Genomic DNA, 20122 nt, shown 5'->3' with positions numbered 1-20122 from the left:
ATGAATGTTCTGTCTTCCGTCGACACCAAGAAGCTTGAGGCTGCTGAGATCGTGGATGAGCTCTGGTACAAGGACGCCATTATCTATCAGCTCCACGTCAAGGCCTTCGCCGACAGCAACAATGACGGGATCGGCGATTTCGCCGGTCTGACCGAGAAGCTGCCCTATCTCCAGGAGCTCGGCGTCACCGCGCTGTGGCTGCTGCCGTTCTACCCCTCGCCCGGCCGCGACGACGGCTACGACATCGCCGACTATGGCTCGGTCAATCCCGATTTCGGGACCATGAAGGATTTCAAGCGCTTCATCCAGGAAGCGCAGAAGCGGGGCTTGCGCGTCATCACCGAGCTCGTCGTCAACCACACCTCGGACCAGCACAACTGGTTCAAGCGCGCGCGCCGCAGCCATCCGGGCTCCAGCGCCCGCAATTGGTATGTCTGGAGCGACACCGACCAGAAATACCAGGGCACGCGGATCATCTTCACCGACACCGAGAAGTCGAACTGGACCTGGGATCACGAGGCTGGCGCCTTCTACTGGCACCGCTTCTTCTCGCACCAGCCGGATCTCAATTTCGACAATCCGCGCGTGGTCAGCGCGCTGATCCAGGTGATGAAGCGCTGGCTGGACGCCGGCGTCGACGGCTTCCGGCTCGATGCCATTCCCTATCTGTGCGAGCGCGAGGGCACCTCGAACGAGAACCTTCCCGAGACGCATGCGATCATCAAGCGCCTGCGCCAGGAGCTGGATTCTTACTCCAAGGGCAAGCTGCTGCTCGCCGAGGCCAATCAATGGCCGGAGGACGTGCAGGAATATTTCGGCCGTGGCGACGAGTGCCACATGGCCTACCACTTCCCGCTGATGCCGCGCATCTACATGGCGATCGCGCAGGAGGACCGCTTTCCGATCACCGACATTCTGCGCCAGACGCCTGATATTCCGGCGAGCTGCCAATGGGCGCTGTTCCTGCGCAACCATGACGAACTCACGCTGGAGATGGTCACCGACGTCGAGCGCGACTATCTCTGGACCACCTACGCCAACGATCCCCGCGCCCGCATCAATGTCGGCATCCGCAGGCGCCTTGCGCCGCTGATGGACAATGACCGGCGCAAGATCGAGCTGATGAACTCGCTGCTGCTGTCCTTCCCCGGCACGCCGATCATCTATTACGGCGACGAGATCGGGATGGGCGACAACATCTATCTCGGCGACCGCAACGGCGTGCGGACGCCGATGCAGTGGAGCCCCGACCGCAACGGCGGCTTCTCGCGCTGTGACCCGGCCCGCCTCTACGCGCCGCTGATCATGGACCCCGTCTACGGCTACGAATCCGTGAATGTCGAAGCCCAGTCGCGCAGCCTGTCGTCGCTGCTCAGCGCCACCAAGCGGCTGATCTCGGTGCGCAAGTCGACGCTCGCTTTCGGCCGCGGCACCATGACCTTCATCCGCCCGGCCAATCGCGCCGTGCTCGCCTATGTCCGGCAATATCGCGACGAGGTGATCCTCTGCGTCGCCAATTTGTCGCGCGCCGCGCAAGCGACCGAGCTCGACCTGTCGCCCTGGAAGGACCGGATCCCGCAGGAGATGCTCGGCCGCACCCGCTTCCCCGCGATCGGCGAACTGCCCTACATGATCACGCTGGGGCCCTACGGCTTCTACTGGTTCCAGCTCCAGGAGCGCGACAAGTCCGAGCCGGTGACGCCGCGCGCGGTGCCGGAGTTCGAGACGCTGGTGGTGCCGGTAAACTCGAACTGGGTGTCGCTCGCCCGCGAGCGCGGCGTGTTCGAGCGCGACGTGCTGCCGGGATTCTTGTCACGGACGCGGTGGTATCCCGAGCACAATCCCAAGCAGATCAAGACCACGCTGACCTCGGCGGTGCCGTTCTGCGACATCGGCGACAACAGGCCCTGGATCGCTTTTTTCGAGAAGGCCGACCAGGACGCCGCGTCGCGCTACGTGCTGCCGATGCAGATCGAGTGGGTGCGCTTCGACCGCGAGCGCTTCAACCCGAAGGCACTCGCCGCCGTGCGCCAGGGCGCGCGCGAAGGCACGCTGCTCGACGTGGCGACCGATCAGATCTTCATTGGCCTGTTCCTGCGCAACCTGTCGCAGAATTTGGTGGTGGAAGAGAACAATCTGCGGCTGGAGTTCAAGGCGACCAGCCGCTTCGCCGATTACACCATCAAGGAGCCCGAACGCATCCGCGCGATCGAGCAATCGAACAGCACCGCGCTGGTCGACAACCAGTACGTCGCCAAGCTCTATCGCCAGCTCGAAAGCGGCATCAATCCCGAGATCGAGATCGGCCATTATCTCACCGAGGTTGCGCGCTTTGCCAATACGCCGGCGTTGCTCGGCAGCGTCGAGCTGGTCGAAGGCAATCAGCGCAGCACGCTCGGCGTGCTCCATGCCTATGTCGAGAACCAGGGTGACGGCTGGACCGTGACCACGGGTTATCTCGATCGCTATATCGACGAGCAACGCGTGTTGTCGGCAGGCGAAGCGCCGCGCGAGACCCAGGAGCAAGCCCCTTATCTGCACTTCATCGCGCAGATCGGCCGGCGGCTCGGCGAGTTGCATGTCGCCCTTGCGGCGGCAAAGCCGGACGATCTCGCCCCGGAGCCGATCGGCCCTGCGCACGTCAAACGCCTCGTGTCCGACCTCAAGGCGCGGGCCGAGCGGGTTTTCGAACGGCTGGCCGACAGCCGCGACGGCCTGCGGGAGGCGGATCGGCCGCTGATCGACCGGCTCGCCGCCGTGCGCGCGTCCCTGCCCGACCACCTGAACGCGCTATTGCCTTCCGGGATCGGCGGGCTGAACATCCGTCATCATGGCGACTTCCGCCTCGGGCAGACTCTGATCGTGAAGGACGATATCTTCATCATCGACTTCGACGGCGATCCGCGTCTGCCGCTGGCCGACAAGCGGCGCAAGGCGCCGGCCGCGCGCGACGTCGCCCGCCTGATCCGCTCGATCGATCTTTCGGTTAACGCGGCGCTGAGCCGTGCGCTCACGGGTGCTGCCGACGAGCAGGGCCGGATCACCGCCGCGCTCGACGAATGGCGCGAGCGAACCGCCGCGACCTTCCTGTCCGCCTATCGCGAGGCCGTGACCGATCGACGGCTATGGCCGGAGGATCGGCAATCCGCGGAAGGCCTGTTAAGGTTTTTCCTGCTTGATCAAGCCTTCGATGAAGTAGAGTACGAGCTGTCCAACCGGCCTGAGGGGCTCCATGCGCCGCTGACCGGACTGCTTCGCATTCTGTCCAGTGCCGGGAGCGAAGCCCATGCCTAAATTGCCTGCCGAGGCCTATGCGATCATCGAGGGCCGCCACTCCGACCCCTTTCACTATCTCGGACGGCATCCCGAGGGCGATAAAAGCGTGGTGCGCGCTTTTCTCCCCGAGGCCTCAAATGTCGAGGCAGTCGGCGAGCATGGCGAAGTCGCTCCGCTCGACCGCGTGCACGATTCCGGCCTGTTCATCGGGGCCCTGCCCAATGGCTCGAAGCATTATCAGCTGCGCGCAAAGTTCGGCGGCAACGTCGTCGAGTTCGAGGACGCCTACCGCTTTCCGCCGATCCTGACCGATTTCGACCTCTATTTGCTCGGCGAAGGCACCGATCAGCGCCTCTACGACAAGCTCGGGGCGCATCCGATGCGGCTCGAGGGCATCGACGGCATCGGCTTCGTGGTACTGGCGCCGAACGCACGCCGCGTTTCCGTGGTCGGCGATTTCAATTTCTGGGACGGACGGCGCCATCCGATGCGGGTGCGCGGCGCCGGGTATTGGGAATTGTTCATTCCGCATGCCAAAGCCGGCGATCACTACAAGTTCGAGATCATCGGCCCGCACGGCCATCTGCTTCCGCTGAAATCAGACCCGATGGCCTTTGCCAGCGAAGTGCGGCCGAAGACGGCCTCTATCGTGTTCGACGAGGCGGATCTGGCGCGTCCGCGCCCGGCGCCCGACGGCATCAATGCGCTGTCGGCGCCGATGTCGATCTACGAGGTTCATCTCGGCTCGTGGCGTCGCAAGAACGGCGATGAATGGCTGACCTATCGCGAGCTGGCCGAACAGTTGCCGGCCTATGCCCGCGACATGGGCTTCACCCATCTCGAATTCCTGCCCGTAAGCGAGCATCCCTTCGATGGCTCCTGGGGCTATCAGCCGACCGGCCTCTATGCGCCAACCAGCCGCTTCGGCACGCCGGAGGATTTTGCCGCCCTCGTCGATGCCTGCCACCGCGAAGGCGTCGGCGTGCTGCTCGATTGGGTGCCCGGTCACTTCCCCGACGATCCGCACGGGCTCGGCAGTTTCGACGGCACCGCGCTCTACGAGCACGCCAACCCGCTCCAGGGCCGCCACCTCGACTGGGGCACCTTGATCTACAATTACGGCCGCACCGAAGTGACGAACTTCCTGGTGTCGAATGCGCTGTTCTGGATGGAGCGATATGCCATCGACGGCTTACGCGTCGATGCCGTCGCGTCCATGCTCTATCTCGACTACAGCCGGCCGCCCGGCGCCTGGATCCCGAACCAATATGGCGGCCGCGAAAACATCGAGGCCATCAACTTCCTGCGCCGCTTCAACACGGAAGTCTTCGCGCGCTTCCCGCAGGCGACTACGGCGGCCGAGGAGTCCACCGCCTGGCCGCAGGTCTCGCGCCCGGTCGAATTCGGCGGGCTCGGCTTCGGCTACAAGTGGAACATGGGCTGGATGCACGACACGCTGAACTACATCAGCAAGGATCCGATCCATCGCAAGCACCACCACGGCGACATCCTGTTCGGCCTGCACTACGCCTTCTCGGAAAACTTCATCCTGCCGCTCTCGCATGACGAGGTCGTGCACGGCAAGCGCTCGATCCTCGGCCGCATGCCCGGCGACGAGTGGCAGCGCTTTGCGAACTTGCGCGCCTATTACAGCTTCATGTTCGGCCATCCCGGCAAGAAGCTGTTGTTCATGGGCGCGGAAATCGCCCAGAGCCGCGAATGGAATCACGACCAGTCGCTCGACTGGCACCTGCTCGAATACAAGTATCATTCCGGCATCCAGGAGTTGATCCGCGACCTCAACCGGCTCTATCGCGCGGTGCCGGCGTTGCACCAGATGGACTGCGACCAGGCCGGCTTTGAATGGCTGATCACGGATGACGCCAACCGCAACGTGTTCGCCTGGCTGCGCAAGGGATTTGACGAGCAGGCGCGGTGTCTCGTCATCATCAACTTCTCTCCCAATGTCTATCGCAACTATCGCGTTCGCGTGCCCTTTGCCGGCAAGTGGAAGGAAGTGTTCAATTCGGACTCCGCCCATTATGGCGGCAGCAATGTCGGGAACATCGGTGAGGTTCATGCCGTTGGAGGCAAGGCGCCCGAGCTCCGCCTCACCATTCCGCCGCTCGCCGCGATCTTCCTCGTTCCGGAAAGCTGACACATGCGCCTGACTGCTGGATCGCCTGCACGCCTCGGCGCAAGCTGGGACGGACGCGGCACCAATTTCGCGCTGTTCTCGGCGAACGCACAGAAGGTGGAACTCTGCCTGTTCGACGCGCAAGGCCGCCGCGAGCTCGAGCGCATCGAGCTGCCTGAAAGAACCGAGGATGTCTGGCACGGCTATCTCAACGACGTCTCGCCGGGGCAACTCTACGGCTATCGCGTGCACGGCCCCTACGAGCCCGAGCATGGCCACCGCTTCAATGCGAACAAGCTGCTGCTCGATCCCTATGCCAAGCGGCTCGCGGGACGCCTGGTCTGGAGCGATGCGCATTTCGCCTACCGCACCGGGAGCCCGCGCGAGGATCTGTCCTTCGATCGGCGCGACAATGCCCGCGGCATGCCCAAGGCCGTCGTGGTCGACGAGACCTTCAACTGGGGCCGCCGCGAAATTCGCCCCAATATCCCCTGGGAAGACACCGTCATCTACGAGGCCCACGTCAAGGGTTTGACTCAGAAGCGCGATGACGTCCCGCCGAACCTGCGCGGCACCTATGGCGGGCTGTCCTCGCCGGCGATGATCGAACACCTGAAGAAGCTCGGCGTCACCACGGTCGAGCTGCTGCCGGTGCACAGCTTCGTCGATGACCGCATCCTGGTGGAGAAGAAGCTCGCCAATTACTGGGGCTACAACTCGCTCTCCTTCTTCGCGCCGGAGCTGCGCTACGCCCAGGACAATGCCCTCGACTCCTTCCGCACCACGGTGGCGCGCCTGCACGATGCCGGCATCGAGGTGATGCTCGACGTCGTCTACAACCATACCGCCGAAGGCAACCATCTCGGCCCGACGCTGTGCTACCGCGGCATCGACAACGCCTCCTATTACTGGCTCAACCGCGAGAACCCGCGCTATTACGACGACTTCACCGGCTGCGGCTCGTCGGTCAATCTCACCCATCCGCGCGTGCTGCAGATGGTGATGGATTCCCTGCGCTACTGGGTCGAGGTCTGCCACGTCGACGGCTTCCGCTTCGACCTTGCCACCACGCTCGCGCGCGGACCGAACGGTTATGATCGCGGCATCTCGTTCCTGACCGCGATCCGGCAGGATCCGGTGCTCGCGACCGTCAAGCTCGTCGCCGAGCCCTGGGACCTCGGCCTCGGCGGTTACCAGGTCGGCGCATTCCCCTCGCAATGGTCGGAATGGAATGATCGCTATCGCAGCGCCATGCGCCGCTACTGGAGCGGCGAAGGCAGCCTGATCGGCGACATCTCCAGCCGGATGACGGCGTCCTCCGACCTGTTCAACCACGACGGACGGCGGCCGCGCGCCAGCATCAACCACATCACCGTCCACGACGGCTTCACGCTTGCCGACCTCTTCAGCTACAACGAGAAGCACAACGAGGCCAACGGCGAGGACAACCGCGACGGCTCCAACGACAACCACAGCAACAATTGCGGTGTCGAGGGTCCGACCGACGATCCTGATATCATCGCCCTGCGCCGTCAGCTTCGCAAGAACGTGCTGGCCTGTCTGATGCTGGCGCAGGGCGTTCCGCTGATCCTCGCCGGCGACGAGGTCGGCAACTCGCAATCCGGCAACAACAACGCCTATTGCCAGGACAACGAGATCGGCTGGGTCGGCTGGGACAATCTCGGTAAAGAGGGCGACGACATGGTCGATTTCGTCGGCCATCTCGCCGACATCCGCCGCCGGTTCTCGCAGCTTCGCAGCCATCGCTGGCTCGACGGCCGCCCCGCAGACGGCGTGTCGTACGGCGCGTTGTGGCTGACACCTGCGGGTGACGAGATGACGGAGAACGACTGGAAATTCCCGGAGGGAAGATTCCTCTCCTATGTGATGGGCCCGGTGGAACCGGGTGGGGCCGCGATCTTTATCGTACTGAACGCCGCCCCCGAAGAGATCGCATTCAAATTGCCCAAAATGACCGAATACAAGAGCTGGCAGCAGATCTTGAACACGACCGATGCCAAGCTGAATACGGTCGAGTTCCCGCCTGGGAGCGACAGCAAGGCGCCGCCGCGCTCCGTGCTCGCCTTCGCGGGGGCGCTATGAGGCCATCCTTCGGGGCGAGGCCAACAAAGGACGGCGTGTCGTTCCGCCTGTGGGCGCCTGGCGCGCGCCGTGTCGACCTCCTGCTCGACCGAAGACACGCGATGCAGCGCCGGCAGGATGGCTGGTACGTAGCCGAGATTTCCGGCCTCACCGCCGGCAGTCCCTACAAGTTCAGGATCGACGACGAGATCGAGGTGCCCGATCCGGCTTCGGCCTTTCAGCCCGAGGATGTGTTCGGCCCGAGCGAGGTGATCGATCACGACACCTTTTCGTGGCGTGCGCGCGATTGGCGCGGCCGGCCCTGGGAAGAGACGGTGCTGATCGAGACCCATGTCGGCACCTTCACCTCTGAAGGCACCTATCGCGCCATGATCGACAAGCTCGATCATCTCGTCGCAACCGGCATCACCGCGTTGGAATTGATGCCGCTGGCCGATTTCGCCGGGCGCCGCGGCTGGGGCTATGACGGCGTGCTGTGGTACGCGCCCGACAGCGCCTATGGTCGGCCCGAAGACCTGAAGACGCTGATCGACGAAGCGCATCTGCGCGGGCTGATGGTGTTCCTCGACGTCGTCTACAATCATTTCGGGCCCGAGGGGAATTATCTCGGCCGCTATGCGCCGACCTTCTTCACCGACGCACACACGCCCTGGGGCAGTGCGATCGATTATCGCGTGCCGCAGGTGCGCGCATTCGCGGTCGAGAACGCGCTGTCCTGGCTCAGCGACTACCGTTTCGACGGCCTGAGGCTGGATGCCGCCAATCACATCATGGCAATCCCCGGCGAGCAGTCGATGCTGCAGGACCTCAGCGTCGCTGCCGGCGAGCTTGCCAAGGCCACGGGGCGGCACATCCATCTCGTGTTGGAGAACGGTGACAATCGCGCCAGCCTGCTCGACGCGGCGCAGGAGCCGCCGAACGGCAAATATCGGGGACAGTGGAACGACGATTATCACCACGTCTGGCACGTGATGCTGACCGGCGAGCTCGCCGGATACTACGCGGATTATCAAACGCCGCGGCTCGATCTCGCCCGCGCGCTGGCCTCCGGCTTCGTCTACCAGGGCGAGGTTTCGGAGTTCTGGGGCAAGAAACCGCGCGGCGAGCCGAGCGGCAAGCTGCCGCCGGCGACCTTCGTCAATTTCCTGCAAAACCACGACCAGATCGGCAACCGTCCGCTCGGCGACCGGCTCGAGAGCCTGGCATCATCGAAGCAGATCGAAGCGGCGCTTGCAGTGACCCTGCTCGCGCCGATGGTGCCGATGCTGTTTCAGGGCGAGGAATGGGGCTCCACGGCGCCTTTCCCGTTCTTCTGCGATTTCCACGGCGAACTGGCCGATGCTGTCCGCAAGGGACGTAAGCAGGAATATGCCTGGGCTTACGAAAAGTACGGCGACGAGGTGCCCGACCCGCTCGATCCGGCAACGTTGCAATCGGCCGTGCTCGACTGGACCGGCCGCACGCCGCAGCAGGACGCGCGGCTCGCGCTGGTCCGGGAGCTGCTCGCGCTTCGCCGCAAGGAGATCATGCCGCGGCTGAGCGGCGCGAGTTTCGGCGAGGCCGAGGCGGCTGACAGCGGCCTGCTCACCGCGCATTGGCGCATGGGCGACGGCACCCTGCTGCGACTGACCGCCAACCTGTCGGACCACGAGATCGTCTGCAACGTCAGCGCGGGTACGCCGATCTGGGGCGGCGAGACCGGCGACCGGCTTCCGCCCTGGTCGGTGGTCTGGCGCCTCGGAGGTTAGGATGCCTCCCGCCATTCCGCTCGCGACCTACCGGCTTCAGCTCACCGCGGATTTCGACTTCGACAAGGCCGCCGCGGTGGTGCCCTATCTGAAAGCGCTGGGGATCACGCATCTTTATGCCTCGCCGGTGATGAAGGCGCGCAAGGGCTCGACCCATGGCTACGACACCGTCGATCACAGCCAGTTCAGTCCGGAGCTTGGCGGCGAGGCCGGCTTCGCCCGGCTGAGCGAGGCGCTGACCAAACACGATCTCGGCCTCATCATCGACTTCGTACCCAACCATGTCGGCGTACATTTCGCCGACAATCCCTGGTGGCTCGACGTGCTGGAATGGGGTCAGGCTTCGCCCCACGCGGTCTCCTTCGACATCGACTGGGATCAGCTCGCCTACCGCGCCCGCGGCGGCGTGCTGCTGCCCATCCTCGGCGCGTCCTATGGCGAGGCGCTCGAGCGCGGCGACATCGAGCTGCGCTACGATTCGGACCAGGGAAGCTTTTCCGCCTGGTATTTCGAGCATCGCCTGCCCATCGCGCCGGAGCGCTATGGCGAGATGCTGCGCATGATCGTCAAGGACGCGGATGCCGCCGAGACGGAGGCTGGCAAACTTCTACTGTCGCTTGCGGCGCGCTATACGGGATTGCGCCGTCCCAACCGCAAGGAAGCCCCCGCGTTCAAGGCTGAGCTCAGGGAGATCCCTGGTGCCGCCGAAATCATCGCACGCGGCCTTGCCGCCTATCGTGCCGCTAAGGATCGTCCCGCGCAGACGCTGGCCCTGCATCATCTGCTCGAACGCCAGCACTATAAGCTCGGGCACTGGCGGCTCGCCTCCAGCGATATCAACTATCGCCGCTTCTTCGACGTCAACGGCCTCGCCGGTCTGCGCGTCGAGGACGCGAGCACCTTCGCCGCCACGCACCGGCTGGTGAAGCAGCTCATCGCCAGCGGCAAGCTGCAGGGCATCCGGCTCGATCACATCGACGGCCTGCGCGACCCCGCGCAATATTGCCAGCGGCTGCGCCGGCTGGTGCGCGACGCGCAAGGAAATACAAAGCCATTTTATACCGTGATCGAGAAGATCCTGTGCGAGCACGAACGCCTGCCGCACCTCGCCGGCGTTCAGGGCACCACCGGCTATGAATGGATGAACGTCATCACCCATGCGCTGGTCGAGGCCGGGGGACTGGGGGCGCTGGACGAGACCTGGCGGCAGGTCAGCAACCGGCCGCCGCGGCTTGCACCTTACGTCAAGGACGCCAAGCGGCGCGTGCTGGAGACGCTGCTCACCAGCGAGTTCACCGTGCTGACGCGCCTGCTCGCGCGCATCGCCAACGGGCATTACTCGACGCGCGATTTCTCCGCCGACAGCCTGCGGCAGGCGCTCGAGCTTTATGTGCTGCATTTCCCGGTGTACCGCACCTATCTGACCAACAGCGGCCCGACGGCGCCCGACCGCAAGCTGATCGATGACACCATCGCGCGCGCCCGCGCCGAATGGTTCGCCGCGGACGAAGGCATCTTCGACTTCCTGCGCGACGCGCTGACCATGGACCTGCTCAAGCCCGGCCGCCCCCCGCACAGCGCCCCGCGCGTGCGCCGTTTCGCGCTGAAGGTGCAGCAATTCACCGGGCCGATGATGGCGAAGTCGCTGGAGGACACCGCGTTCTATCAATTCCACCGACTGCTCGCGCTGAACGAGGTCGGCGGCGATCCCGCCAGCACCGGGCTCACGATTTCCGCCTTCCACGAGACCATGCAGGCCCGCGCCAGGGAATGGCCGCTGGGAATGACGGCGACCGCCACCCACGACACCAAGCGCGGCGAGGACGCCCGCGCGCGCATCGCGGCGATCAGCGAAATTCCCGGCGAATGGACCAGCGCGGTGGCGCGCTGGAAGGTGCTGAACGCGCCGCACCTCACGCTCCATGGCAATTACCGAGCGCCGTCGGCGACGTTCGAATACATGCTCTACCAGACGCTGCTCGGAGCCTGGCCGCTGCAGGGGCCGGTCGATGCCGGCTTCGTCGAGCGCATCCAGGCCTATGCGCTGAAGGCCGCGCGCGAGGGCAAGGAAGAGACGAGCTGGCTCAACCCGCATGAAGCCTATGAGAACGGCTTCAAGAGCTTCATCGACAAGATCCTCGATCCCGCACTATCCAGTGAATTCCTGGATTCACTGCAAACGCTGGCCCGGCGCCTGGCCCTGCTCGGCGCCTTGAATTCTCTAAGCCAGCTCACCCTCAAGGCGACGCTGCCCGGCGTGCCCGACTTCTACCAGGGCACCGAGTTCTGGGACCTGTCACTGGTCGACCCCGACAACCGTCGCCCGGTCGATTTTGGCGCGCGGCACGCGGCGCTGAGTTCACTGGACGATCCGGATTGGCGTGGCCTGACCAAGAGCTGGCCCGACGGCCTGATCAAGCTGGCCTGGACACGGCGTCTTCTCAAACTGCGCAATGAACTCGCCGACGTCTTCGCTCAAGGCGACTATCAGCCGCTGGCGGTGCGCGGCGCACATGCCGACCATGTCATTGCCTTCGCCCGCCGCCATGGCCGCGCTGCGGCGATCGTCGTGGTCGGGCGCCAGTTCGCGCCGTTCACCCAAGCGGGCCGGGAGTGGCCCGCGCTGGAAGGATTTGACGCGGCCGTCGATATCACAGGCTATAGCGCGACGGGCCATGAGGGTCACGAACTGCCGATCACGCAGGCTTTTCGTGATTTTCCCGCCTCTGTCATCGAGGCCCGCACGGCAAGCGCCATCAGGCCGGCGCGCCCGCGCGTGCGCGCCTGAAGCTACTTTCCGTCGTCCTTGGTCAGCAGCAACTGCCCGCGCTTCCTGATCGTGGCCTGCGCCATCTCGGCAAAGCGCTGCAGCAGCCAAGGCAGCACCACCTGGACCTTGACATGGTCTTCGGCGACGTCGACCTGACCCGTCGCGATCTGCCCGAGCGCGCGAATGCGAAACGCCATGCTGTCGCCGGTCCAGCGCTCCTCCTCGACCTGCATCACGGGAATGCTGGCTGCCGCCCGGCCAAGCCCGGTCTTGAGCCGGCGGACCGCCTCCTCGCGGCCGAGATGATGCGGAATTGAAACGACAAGCGGTGCTGACATGGCCTTGCCCCGTGATGATCGATCCTCACATAGTCATGCCGGACGAAGCGGCAAAGGTTCCATGCAACTTGGACCTGTAGCCCTGTTTCAAAACCGGAACTTAAAAACCTGCGGCAAGTTGCCCTCGCACAAGGGGACAGGTGCAAACGACCCTTTCATCGAAGGGCTGAGGAGATTCGCATGTCAATCGGTACGATCATTCTGATCATTCTGGTCATCGCCCTGCTTGGCGGCTTCAGCGGCATCGGCGGCGGCCCGTTCTACGGCACCGGCTATTACGGCGGCGGCGGCCTCGGACTGGTCATCGTCATCCTGTTGATCCTGCTGCTGCTGGGACGGATCTAACGGCATTCTCGATGTCGTAAGGTGGGCAAAGGCGCTCTTGCGCCGTGCCCACCTATTTGTCGTAATGAAAAAGATCCGTTACAACGAAAAAGAACGTGGGCACGCTTCGCTTTGCCCACCCTACGGGCGCAGTGCCCGGAGCGCGACCTACTTCTTCTTCCCCGCAAGCTTCTTCATGGCCGCCTTGATCGACGCGGCCGCATCGTCATAGTCCTCCCACGCCTTTGACCGCGGCAGCAGGCCCGGCACGGTCCGCAGCGTATAGCGCTTCGGATCGAGATCGCTCTTCACCTGAGCCCAGGTGACGGGCATCGAGACCGTGGCACCGGCCCGCGCCCGCGGCGACAGCGGGGCCACCGCCGTCGACATCCGGTCGTTGCGCAGATAATCGAGGAAGATCTTCCCCTTGCGGAGCTTCTTCGACATGTTGAGCAGATAGCGCTCTGGATCGTCGTCGGCCATCCACTGGCAAACGCCTTGCGCGAAGGCCTTGGCTTCCTTCCAGCTCACCTTGTCGCGCGCGCCGTGAAGCAGCGGCACCACCACATGCAGGCCCTTGCCGCCCGTGGTCTTGCAGAAGCTTTCCATGCCGACGTCGGCCAGCCGCTGCCGCATCTCCTTGGCGGCCTCGACGACATCGGCGAACTCCACATCCGGCGCCGGATCGAGATCGAACACCAGCCGGCCCGGCGTATCGTAGGCATCAGGTGCGCAATTCCAGGGATGCAACTCGACACCGCCGATCTGCGCGACGGCGGCCAGCCCTTCGACGCGATCGATCTGCAAATACGGTTTGCGATCGCCTGAGACCTTGGCCAGTTCGAGCAAATTCGAGGTGCCCTGCATCGCATGACGCTGGAAGAACGTCTCGCCGCCGATGCCGTCGGGCGCACGCACGATCGAGCACGGGCGCCCTTTCAGATGTTCGATCATCCAGTCGCCGACCGCCTCGAAGTAGCGCGCGAGATCGAGCTTCGTCGCGCCCTCGCCGTCACCGCCGTCGGGCCACAGCTTCTTGTCCGGCTTGGAGATGACGACGCCCATCACCTCGGCGGTGCCGGTGTCCTTTGATCGCTTGGCTGTCTTCGCCGCGCGCTTGCTGGGCGTGGGCTCGGCGAGCTCGGTGTCGACGGGCGTCTCCGCCTCGACTTCCTCGGCGGGCTTGTCCTGCCGCAAGCCCTTGAACGCGGCCTGGCGGATATTGCCGTCGGCGGTGAAGCCGGCGAACTCGATCTCGGCCACGAGCTCCGGCTTCAACCAGTGAACCTCGCGGCTCTTCTTCGGCGCGTTCTTGCCGCCGAAGGGGCTCTCCTTGGCCTCCATGGCCTTCAGGGACGGCATGATGCGCTTGACCGTGTCGGCGCCGAAGCCGGTGCCGACCATGCCGACGAAGACGAGATGATCGCCGCGATGCACGCCGGCCATCAGCGAGCGGAATTTGCCGTTGGTGGTCTTGTAGCCGCCGATCACCACCTCATGGCCGGCGCGGCACTTCGCCTTGGTCCAGCTCTCGGTGCGGCCGGAGCGATAGGGCGCGTCCAGCTTCTTCGACACCACGCCCTCCAGCTCGAGCTTGCAGGCCGATTGCAGCACCGCATCGCCGCCGCTCTCGAAATGCTCGACATAGCGGATCTGAGCCGATTTCCGCTTGCGCGCTCCCAGCAGCTGCTTCAGCCGCGCCTTGCGCTCGCCGAGCGGCAGACGCCGAAAATCGAGATCCTCCGCGAACAGGAGGTCAAAGGCAAAGAAGATCAGCTCTTCGGTCTTGCCGTCCAACAGCGCGGCCTGAAGCGAGGAGAAATTCGGCGCACCGTCGTGATCGAGCGCCACGATCTCCCCGTCGATCATCACGTCCGGCAGCGCCCCGGCTTCCTTCGCGATCGACGCAAACTTGTCGGTCCAGTCGAGGCCCTTGCGCGTCTTCAGCGTCGCCTTGCCGTCCTCGACCCGGAGCTGCACGCGGTAGCCGTCGAATTTGATCTCGTGGCACCAGCCCTCGCCGCCCGGCGGCCGCTCGACCGACGTGCAGAGCTGCGGCGGCACGAAATCCGGTATCTCGGTGACCTTCTTGCCACTGGTGGCAGTTGTGGCCTTCTTCTTCGCCGCCCCGCTCTTAGAGATCTTGCCGCCCTTCAACGCCGTGCGCGGCGCCGGCTTGACCGTCTGGCCTTTCGCTTCCTCGGCCCGGTTGGATTGCCAGACCGCGTCGGCCTTGGTCTTGGCACCCTTGGCCAGCATGAACGGCTTTGGCGCGCGACCCTTGCCCTCGGCGATCTGCTCCATCGCACGGCCGGAGGCGACGGATTTGTCCTCATCGAGAATGTCGTTCCTGGCCCCTTCGCGGACAAATTCGTCGCGATGCTTGATCAAGAGCCAGTTGGTGCGCTTGCCGCCGGTACGGTCGTTGCGCATGCGGACCAGGACCCAGCTTCCGTGCAACTTGTCCCCATGCAGGGTGAATTTCAGATCGCCCTTCTTGAAGCCGCGCTCGGGATCTTCCGACTCCCAGGTGCCGCGATCCCACAGCATCACCGTGCCGCCGCCGTACTGCCCTTCCGGAATCGTGCCTTCGAAATCGCCATAGTCGAGCGGATGGTCCTCGACCTCGACCGCCAGCCGCTTGTCGTGCGGATCGAGCGAGGGACCCTTGGTCACCGCCCAGGACTTGAACACGCCGTCGAATTCGAGCCGCAAATCGTAATGCAGCCGGCTTGCATCGTGCTTCTGGATCACAAAGCGCCGCTGCTTCGACGGCGTCACCACGGTCTTGCCCGACGGCTCCGGCGTCTTCTCGAAATCACGTTTCTGTCGATAGGTGGAGAGTTTTTGCAGCACGACCGGTCCCGCTTCTCTTTCGGGGATTCAAGCCTATCACGGCCAAAGTCCCATCCGGAACCAAAACCCCGCGGGGCGGTTGGGGTTCCAAAACGCCTTGAAAACGCTGGAGAATGGAATGGCCCCGCGCGCCTATTGGAAGGGAACGTTGAAGCTCTCGCTGGTCAGCTGCCCGGTCGTGCTTTATCCGGCGACCACGGCGGCCGAGAAGACGCGGTTTCACCTGATCAACCGCGAGACCGGCAACCGGCTCAAGCAGCAGATGATCGATGCCGAGACCGGCGATGTCGTCGAGAGCGACCAGAAGGGCCGCGGCTACGAGCTGCGCAAGGGCAAATATGTCGAGATCGAGCCGGAGGAGCTCGAGGCGGTCCAGATCGAGAGCAACCATACCATCGACATTGAGAGCTTCGTGCCGAGCGAGGAGATCGACCAGCGTTACCTCAACCATCCCTATTACCTGGCACCCGACGGCAAGGCCGCGGTCGACGCGTTCGCGGTGATCCGCGACGCCATGAAGGACCAGGAGCGTGTGGCGCTCGCCAAGATCGTGCTCACCAACCGCGAGCACATCATGGCGATCGAACCGCTCGGCAACGGCCTGCTCGGCACCACACTGCGCTTTCCTTACGAGCTGCGCGACGAGGACCAATTCTTCGACGACATCAAGAGCCCGAAGATCACCAAGGATATGGTCGAGCTCGCCAGCCACATCCTCCAGACAAAGGCGGCGCATTTCGACCCTGGCAAATTCAAGGATGAGTATGAGAACGCGCTGAAGGCGTTGGTCAAGCGCAAGGCCAGCGGCAAGAAGATCGAGCTGGCGGAGCCCGAGGAGCGCCCCAGCAACGTCGTCAGCCTGATGGATGCGCTGAAGCAGAGCCTGAAGGGACGTGGCGGGAAAAAGACGGCTGCGAAGTCGCATGCCCGCCGTGCCACGGGGCGACAACGGCCTGCGAAGAAGGCGCATCGTTCGACGGCGCGACATCGGAAGGCGGGTTAACTGCTTGCCCAGCACTCGATATCGTAGGGTGGGCAAAGGCGCAACGCGCCGTGCCCACCAACTTTCCATGATCGCGAAAGATCGTGGGCACGCTTCGCTTTGCCCACCCTACAGCTCCTCAGGATGAGGATCGACAGCTAATCCCCCGCCTTCAACCGGTACCCGATCCCCGTCTCGGTCAGCACATATTGCGGCCGTTCCGGATCGGCTTCGATCTTCTGGCGGAGCTGGCGGACATAGACTCGCAAATATTGCGCATCGGTCAATTCGTCCCAGAGCTCCCTCAGCAGGAAGCGGTGGGTGAGCACCTTGCCGGCGTGCTGCACCAGGACGCGCAGAAGGTCGTATTCTTTCGGCGACAGCTTCACATCACGTTCGCCGACCTTGACGATGCGGCGGACGAGATCGACCGAGAGATCGCCGGTGCGGAACACCGGGCGCTCGCCCTGGACCTGGAGCTGATGCCGCAGCGCAGCGCGCAGGCGTGCCAGGAGCTCGTCCATGCCGAACGGCTTGGTGAGATAATCGTCGGCGCCGAGATCGAGCGCCTGTACCTTGCCGGCTTCGTCGCCGCGGCTCGATAACACCACGATCGGCACGCCTTCGTTGCGGGCACGGATGGTGCGCAGCAATTCGTGCCCCTGCACGTCGGGCAGGCCGAGATCGAGGATGATCAGCGCCGGCTCCTCAACGAGCTTCTCCAGTGCGATCTTGCCGTTCGACGCTTCCAGGATCTCGTAGCCTTGCGTCGTCAGCCCCATCCGCAGCAATTTGCGGATCGGCGGCTCGTCGTCGATGACCAGGACCTTGATCGGGGCAGCGCTCATGCGGCGGTATCCAAGGCGCGGCTCTCTGCCGGAACGGGAAGACGGATGGTGAGGACAGCGCCACTGCGGTCGCTGCGGTTGGCGGCCGAGATCGTGCCGCGCATTGCCTCGACGAAGCCGCGCGAGATGGCGAGCCCGAGCCCGGTGCCGGGTCGGACATGATCGCCTTTCTGCACGCGGTAGAACTTGTCGAACACGCTCTCGAGCTCATCAGGCGGGATGCCGCCCCCCTCGTCCGCGATCTCGAGCACGACATGATCGCTGTCGCGCCGGCTGCGGATCGAGATGGTGGTCTCGGGCGGCGAATATTTGGCGGCGTTGTCGAGCAGGTTGAACAGCACCTGCTCGAACAGCACCGCATCGAGCTGCAGCATCGGCAGATCGGCGGCCAGCACGAGATCGACCTCGTGCGCGGTGAGAATCTTGGCTGCGCGCCGCAGCGCGCTGCCCACGATCTCACTGAGATCGTGTAGCGCCGCGTTGGGTACGACGGCACCCGATTCGAGCTTGGTCATGTCGAGCAGATTGGCGATGAAGCGGTTCAGCCGCTCGGATTCGTCGATCACGGTCGCGAGCAGGTCGCGCTTCTCGGTGTCGGAGAGGGCGCTGGCGAGATCGCGCATGGTCGAGGCCGCCCCCAGCACCGAGGCGAGCGGCGTCTTCAAATCGTGCGAGATCGAGGTCAACAGCGCCGAGCGCAGCCGCTCGGACTCGACGGTGCGCTTGACACGGTCCATGTCCTCGACCAGCAGCACGCGCTCGATCGCCAGCGCGCCCTGATCGACCAGCGCGTCGAGCAGGCGGCGCTGGTCCGGTGTCAGCAGCGGACCGGTGCGGTCATCGTCGATGCCGATGACGCCGATCGGGCCGCGCCCGGTGCGCATCGGCAGGAACAGCCGTTTTGCACCCGGCAGCGTATCCGAGCCGCGGCCGGCGGGGCGGTCGTTGCTCCAGGCCCAGTTGGCGGCGGCAAGATCGGCCTGATCGAGCTCGTCCTCGGGCGGATAGCCGGATTTCACCGTGAGCAGGCCTTCTTCCGGCAGCAGCAACACCACCCGGACTTTTAGCATCAACGCGATCTGGTAGGCCGTCGCCCACAGCACGTCGTCGAGCGTCGCGGTGCCGGCGAGCTTGCGGCTGAAAGCGTAGAGCTGCTCGTTCATCCTGATCCGGCCGATGGCGGCATCGGCCTGGGTGCGCACGCGCGCCGCGACATTGGAGACGATCATCGCCACCACCATGAACAGCACGAAGGCGGCGACGTTGGTCGGGTCGGTGATCGTGAAGGTGTGGATCGGCGGCAGGAAGAAGAAATTGTAACAGAGCGAGGCTGCGACAGTCGCCAGCAGCGACGGCCATAGTCCGTAGCGGACCGCGACCGCCACCACCGCCGTCAGCAGCACGAGGTCGACGTTCTCGATGCCGAACCGCGGCTGAATCAGTTCGGCGGCGCCAAGGCCGATCAGCACGATGCCGAGAGCCTTCAGATATGGCAACGGATTGAACGGCTCGGACCGCACGGCGGTCTGCACCGCCGTCTTGGGCGCCGCTTCGCCCGGCAGCTCGTCGCCGGCGATGACATGAACCGTGATGTTGCCGGCGCGGCGCACCAAATCGTGCACGACGGAGCCGCGTGTCATCTCGAACCAGCGCGAGCGGGTCGACTTGCCGATCACGATCTGGGTGACGTTGTTGCCTTGCGCGAAGTTGACGACGTCGTCGGCGATGCGGCGACCGACCGCGGGAATGGTCAACGCCTCGCCGCCGAGCGATTCCGCGAGCCGCAGCGTATCGGCCAGCCGGTCGCGCTGCTCGTCGGACAATTGCAGCGATCGCGGCGTCTCGATCGAAACCGCGGTGAATGGCGCATGCAGCCGGTCCGCCAGCCGCTTGGTGTAGCGGACGAGACCGGCCGCGCGCGGATCCTCGCTGACGCAGACGAGGATGCGCTCGCCCGCAGCCCAGGGCCCGGGAATCGCATTGGCCTGCATGTGGTTGAGGAGCTGCTCGTCGACCCGCTCCGCGGTGCGGCGCAAAGCGAGCTCGCGCAACGCCGTCAGGTTCCCCGGCGAGAAATAATGCTCCAGCGCCCGCTCGGCCTGCTTGGGCACATAAACCTTGCCCTCCTTCAGGCGCTGGATCAAATCGTCGGGCGTGAGGTCGATCAGTTCGATCGCGTCGGCGCGATCGAACACCGAATCCGGCACGGTCTCGCGCACCCTGACATGGGTGATCTGGGCGACGACGTCGTTCAGGCTCTCGATGTGCTGGATGTTGACGGCGGTGTAGACGTCGATGCCGTGGGACAGCAACTCCTCGACGTCGAGATAGCGCTTGGGATGGCGACTGCCGGCCGCGTTGGTGTGGGCGAGCTCGTCGACCAAAGCGATCTGCGGCCGACGCGCGATCACCGCATCGAGGTCCATCTCCTCGACGATCTGCCCGCGATAGTCCAGCCGCTTTCGCGGGACCATCTCGAGCCCGCGCACCAGCGCCTCGGTCTCGGCGCGGCCGTGGGTCTCGACGAAGCCGACCACGACGTCGATGCCGGACTTGCGCTTGGCGTGGGCGCTTTGCAGCATCTCATAGGTCTTGCCGACGCCGGGAGCGGCGCCGACGAAGATCTTCAGCTTGCCGCTCGCGCTCCCTTCCCGCCGCGCTGCTTCCAGCAGCGCCTCGGGCGACGGACGTTGTTCGGGATCGCGGCGCTCTCGGACCATTTTGCCAATATAATCATCTG

General features: G+C 64.6%; 11 protein-coding genes. 7 read left to right on the top strand and 4 right to left on the bottom strand.

Translation table 11 applies throughout. The features are described from left to right. From treS to treY, 5 genes are read left to right on the top strand one after another with little or no spacing between them, the layout of a single operon-like run. Nucleotides 1–3294, top strand: coding sequence for a maltose alpha-D-glucosyltransferase (gene treS, locus GA0061098_RS22325; protein ID WP_091961057.1), 3294 nt, complete (start codon nucleotides 1–3; stop codon nucleotides 3292–3294). Then, entirely contained in the window at nucleotides 3287–5434 is a 2148-nt protein-coding gene (glgB, locus tag GA0061098_RS22320; protein ID WP_165637527.1) for a 1,4-alpha-glucan branching protein GlgB, read from the top strand. Before treS ends, glgB begins: the two co-directional genes overlap by 8 nt. Nucleotides 5435–5437: 3 nt before the next feature. Next, nucleotides 5438–7516 (top strand): glycogen debranching protein GlgX, encoded by a 2079-nt coding sequence (gene glgX / locus GA0061098_RS22315; protein ID WP_091961048.1) that lies wholly within the window; start codon nucleotides 5438–5440, stop codon nucleotides 7514–7516. Next, nucleotides 7513–9264 (top strand): malto-oligosyltrehalose trehalohydrolase, encoded by a 1752-nt coding sequence (gene treZ, locus GA0061098_RS22310; protein WP_091961043.1) that lies wholly within the window; start codon nucleotides 7513–7515, stop codon nucleotides 9262–9264. Before glgX ends, treZ begins: the two co-directional genes overlap by 4 nt. A 1-nt stretch (nucleotide 9265) precedes the next feature. Continuing rightward, a complete protein-coding gene (gene treY / locus GA0061098_RS22305) occupies nucleotides 9266–12052 on the top strand; it encodes a malto-oligosyltrehalose synthase (RefSeq protein ID WP_091961039.1) in 2787 nt (928 codons plus the stop codon). Nucleotides 12053–12054: 2 nt separating this feature from the next. On the opposite strand, the gene GA0061098_RS22300 is transcribed toward treY, so the two are convergent. Continuing rightward, nucleotides 12055–12372 carry a polyhydroxyalkanoic acid system family protein gene (locus tag GA0061098_RS22300; protein ID WP_028145680.1) on the bottom strand — a complete coding sequence of 106 codons (318 nt, stop codon included), beginning with the start codon at nucleotides 12370–12372 and terminating at the stop codon, nucleotides 12055–12057. A gap of 180 nt (nucleotides 12373–12552) precedes the next feature. On the opposite strand from GA0061098_RS22300, the gene GA0061098_RS22295 reads away from it, so the two are divergent. Continuing rightward, nucleotides 12553–12717 carry a DUF3309 family protein gene (locus GA0061098_RS22295; RefSeq protein WP_007595743.1) on the top strand — a complete coding sequence of 55 codons (165 nt, stop codon included), beginning with the start codon at nucleotides 12553–12555 and terminating at the stop codon, nucleotides 12715–12717. A 147-nt stretch (nucleotides 12718–12864) separates the two neighbouring features. Here the strand turns inward: GA0061098_RS22295 and ligD are convergent, their stop codons facing one another. Then, nucleotides 12865–15552, bottom strand: coding sequence for a DNA ligase D (ligD, locus tag GA0061098_RS22290; RefSeq protein ID WP_091961035.1), 2688 nt, complete (start codon nucleotides 15550–15552; stop codon nucleotides 12865–12867). 118 nt (nucleotides 15553–15670) lie between these two features. Here ligD and ku point away from each other — a divergent pair, with 118 nt between their 5' ends. Further along, nucleotides 15671–16555, top strand: coding sequence for a non-homologous end joining protein Ku (gene ku / locus GA0061098_RS22285; RefSeq protein ID WP_091961031.1), 885 nt, complete (start codon nucleotides 15671–15673; stop codon nucleotides 16553–16555). A gap of 137 nt (nucleotides 16556–16692) precedes the next feature. Here the strand turns inward: ku and GA0061098_RS22280 are convergent, their stop codons facing one another. Next, entirely contained in the window at nucleotides 16693–17382 is a 690-nt protein-coding gene (locus GA0061098_RS22280; RefSeq protein WP_091961027.1) for a response regulator, read from the bottom strand. Next, on the bottom strand, nucleotides 17379–20102 hold the full coding sequence (locus tag GA0061098_RS22275; protein WP_091961022.1) for a sensor histidine kinase: 2724 nt from the start codon (nucleotides 20100–20102) through the stop codon (nucleotides 17379–17381). Before GA0061098_RS22275 ends, GA0061098_RS22280 begins: the two co-directional genes overlap by 4 nt. Between the last annotated feature and the right edge of the window lie 20 nt (nucleotides 20103–20122).

This window comes from Bradyrhizobium shewense (genome assembly GCF_900094605.1).
Taxonomy (GTDB): Bacteria; Pseudomonadota; Alphaproteobacteria; order Rhizobiales; family Xanthobacteraceae; genus Bradyrhizobium; species Bradyrhizobium shewense.
Note: the sequence above shows the minus strand (reverse complement) of the source record. Positions and strands in the feature narration are given on the sequence as shown.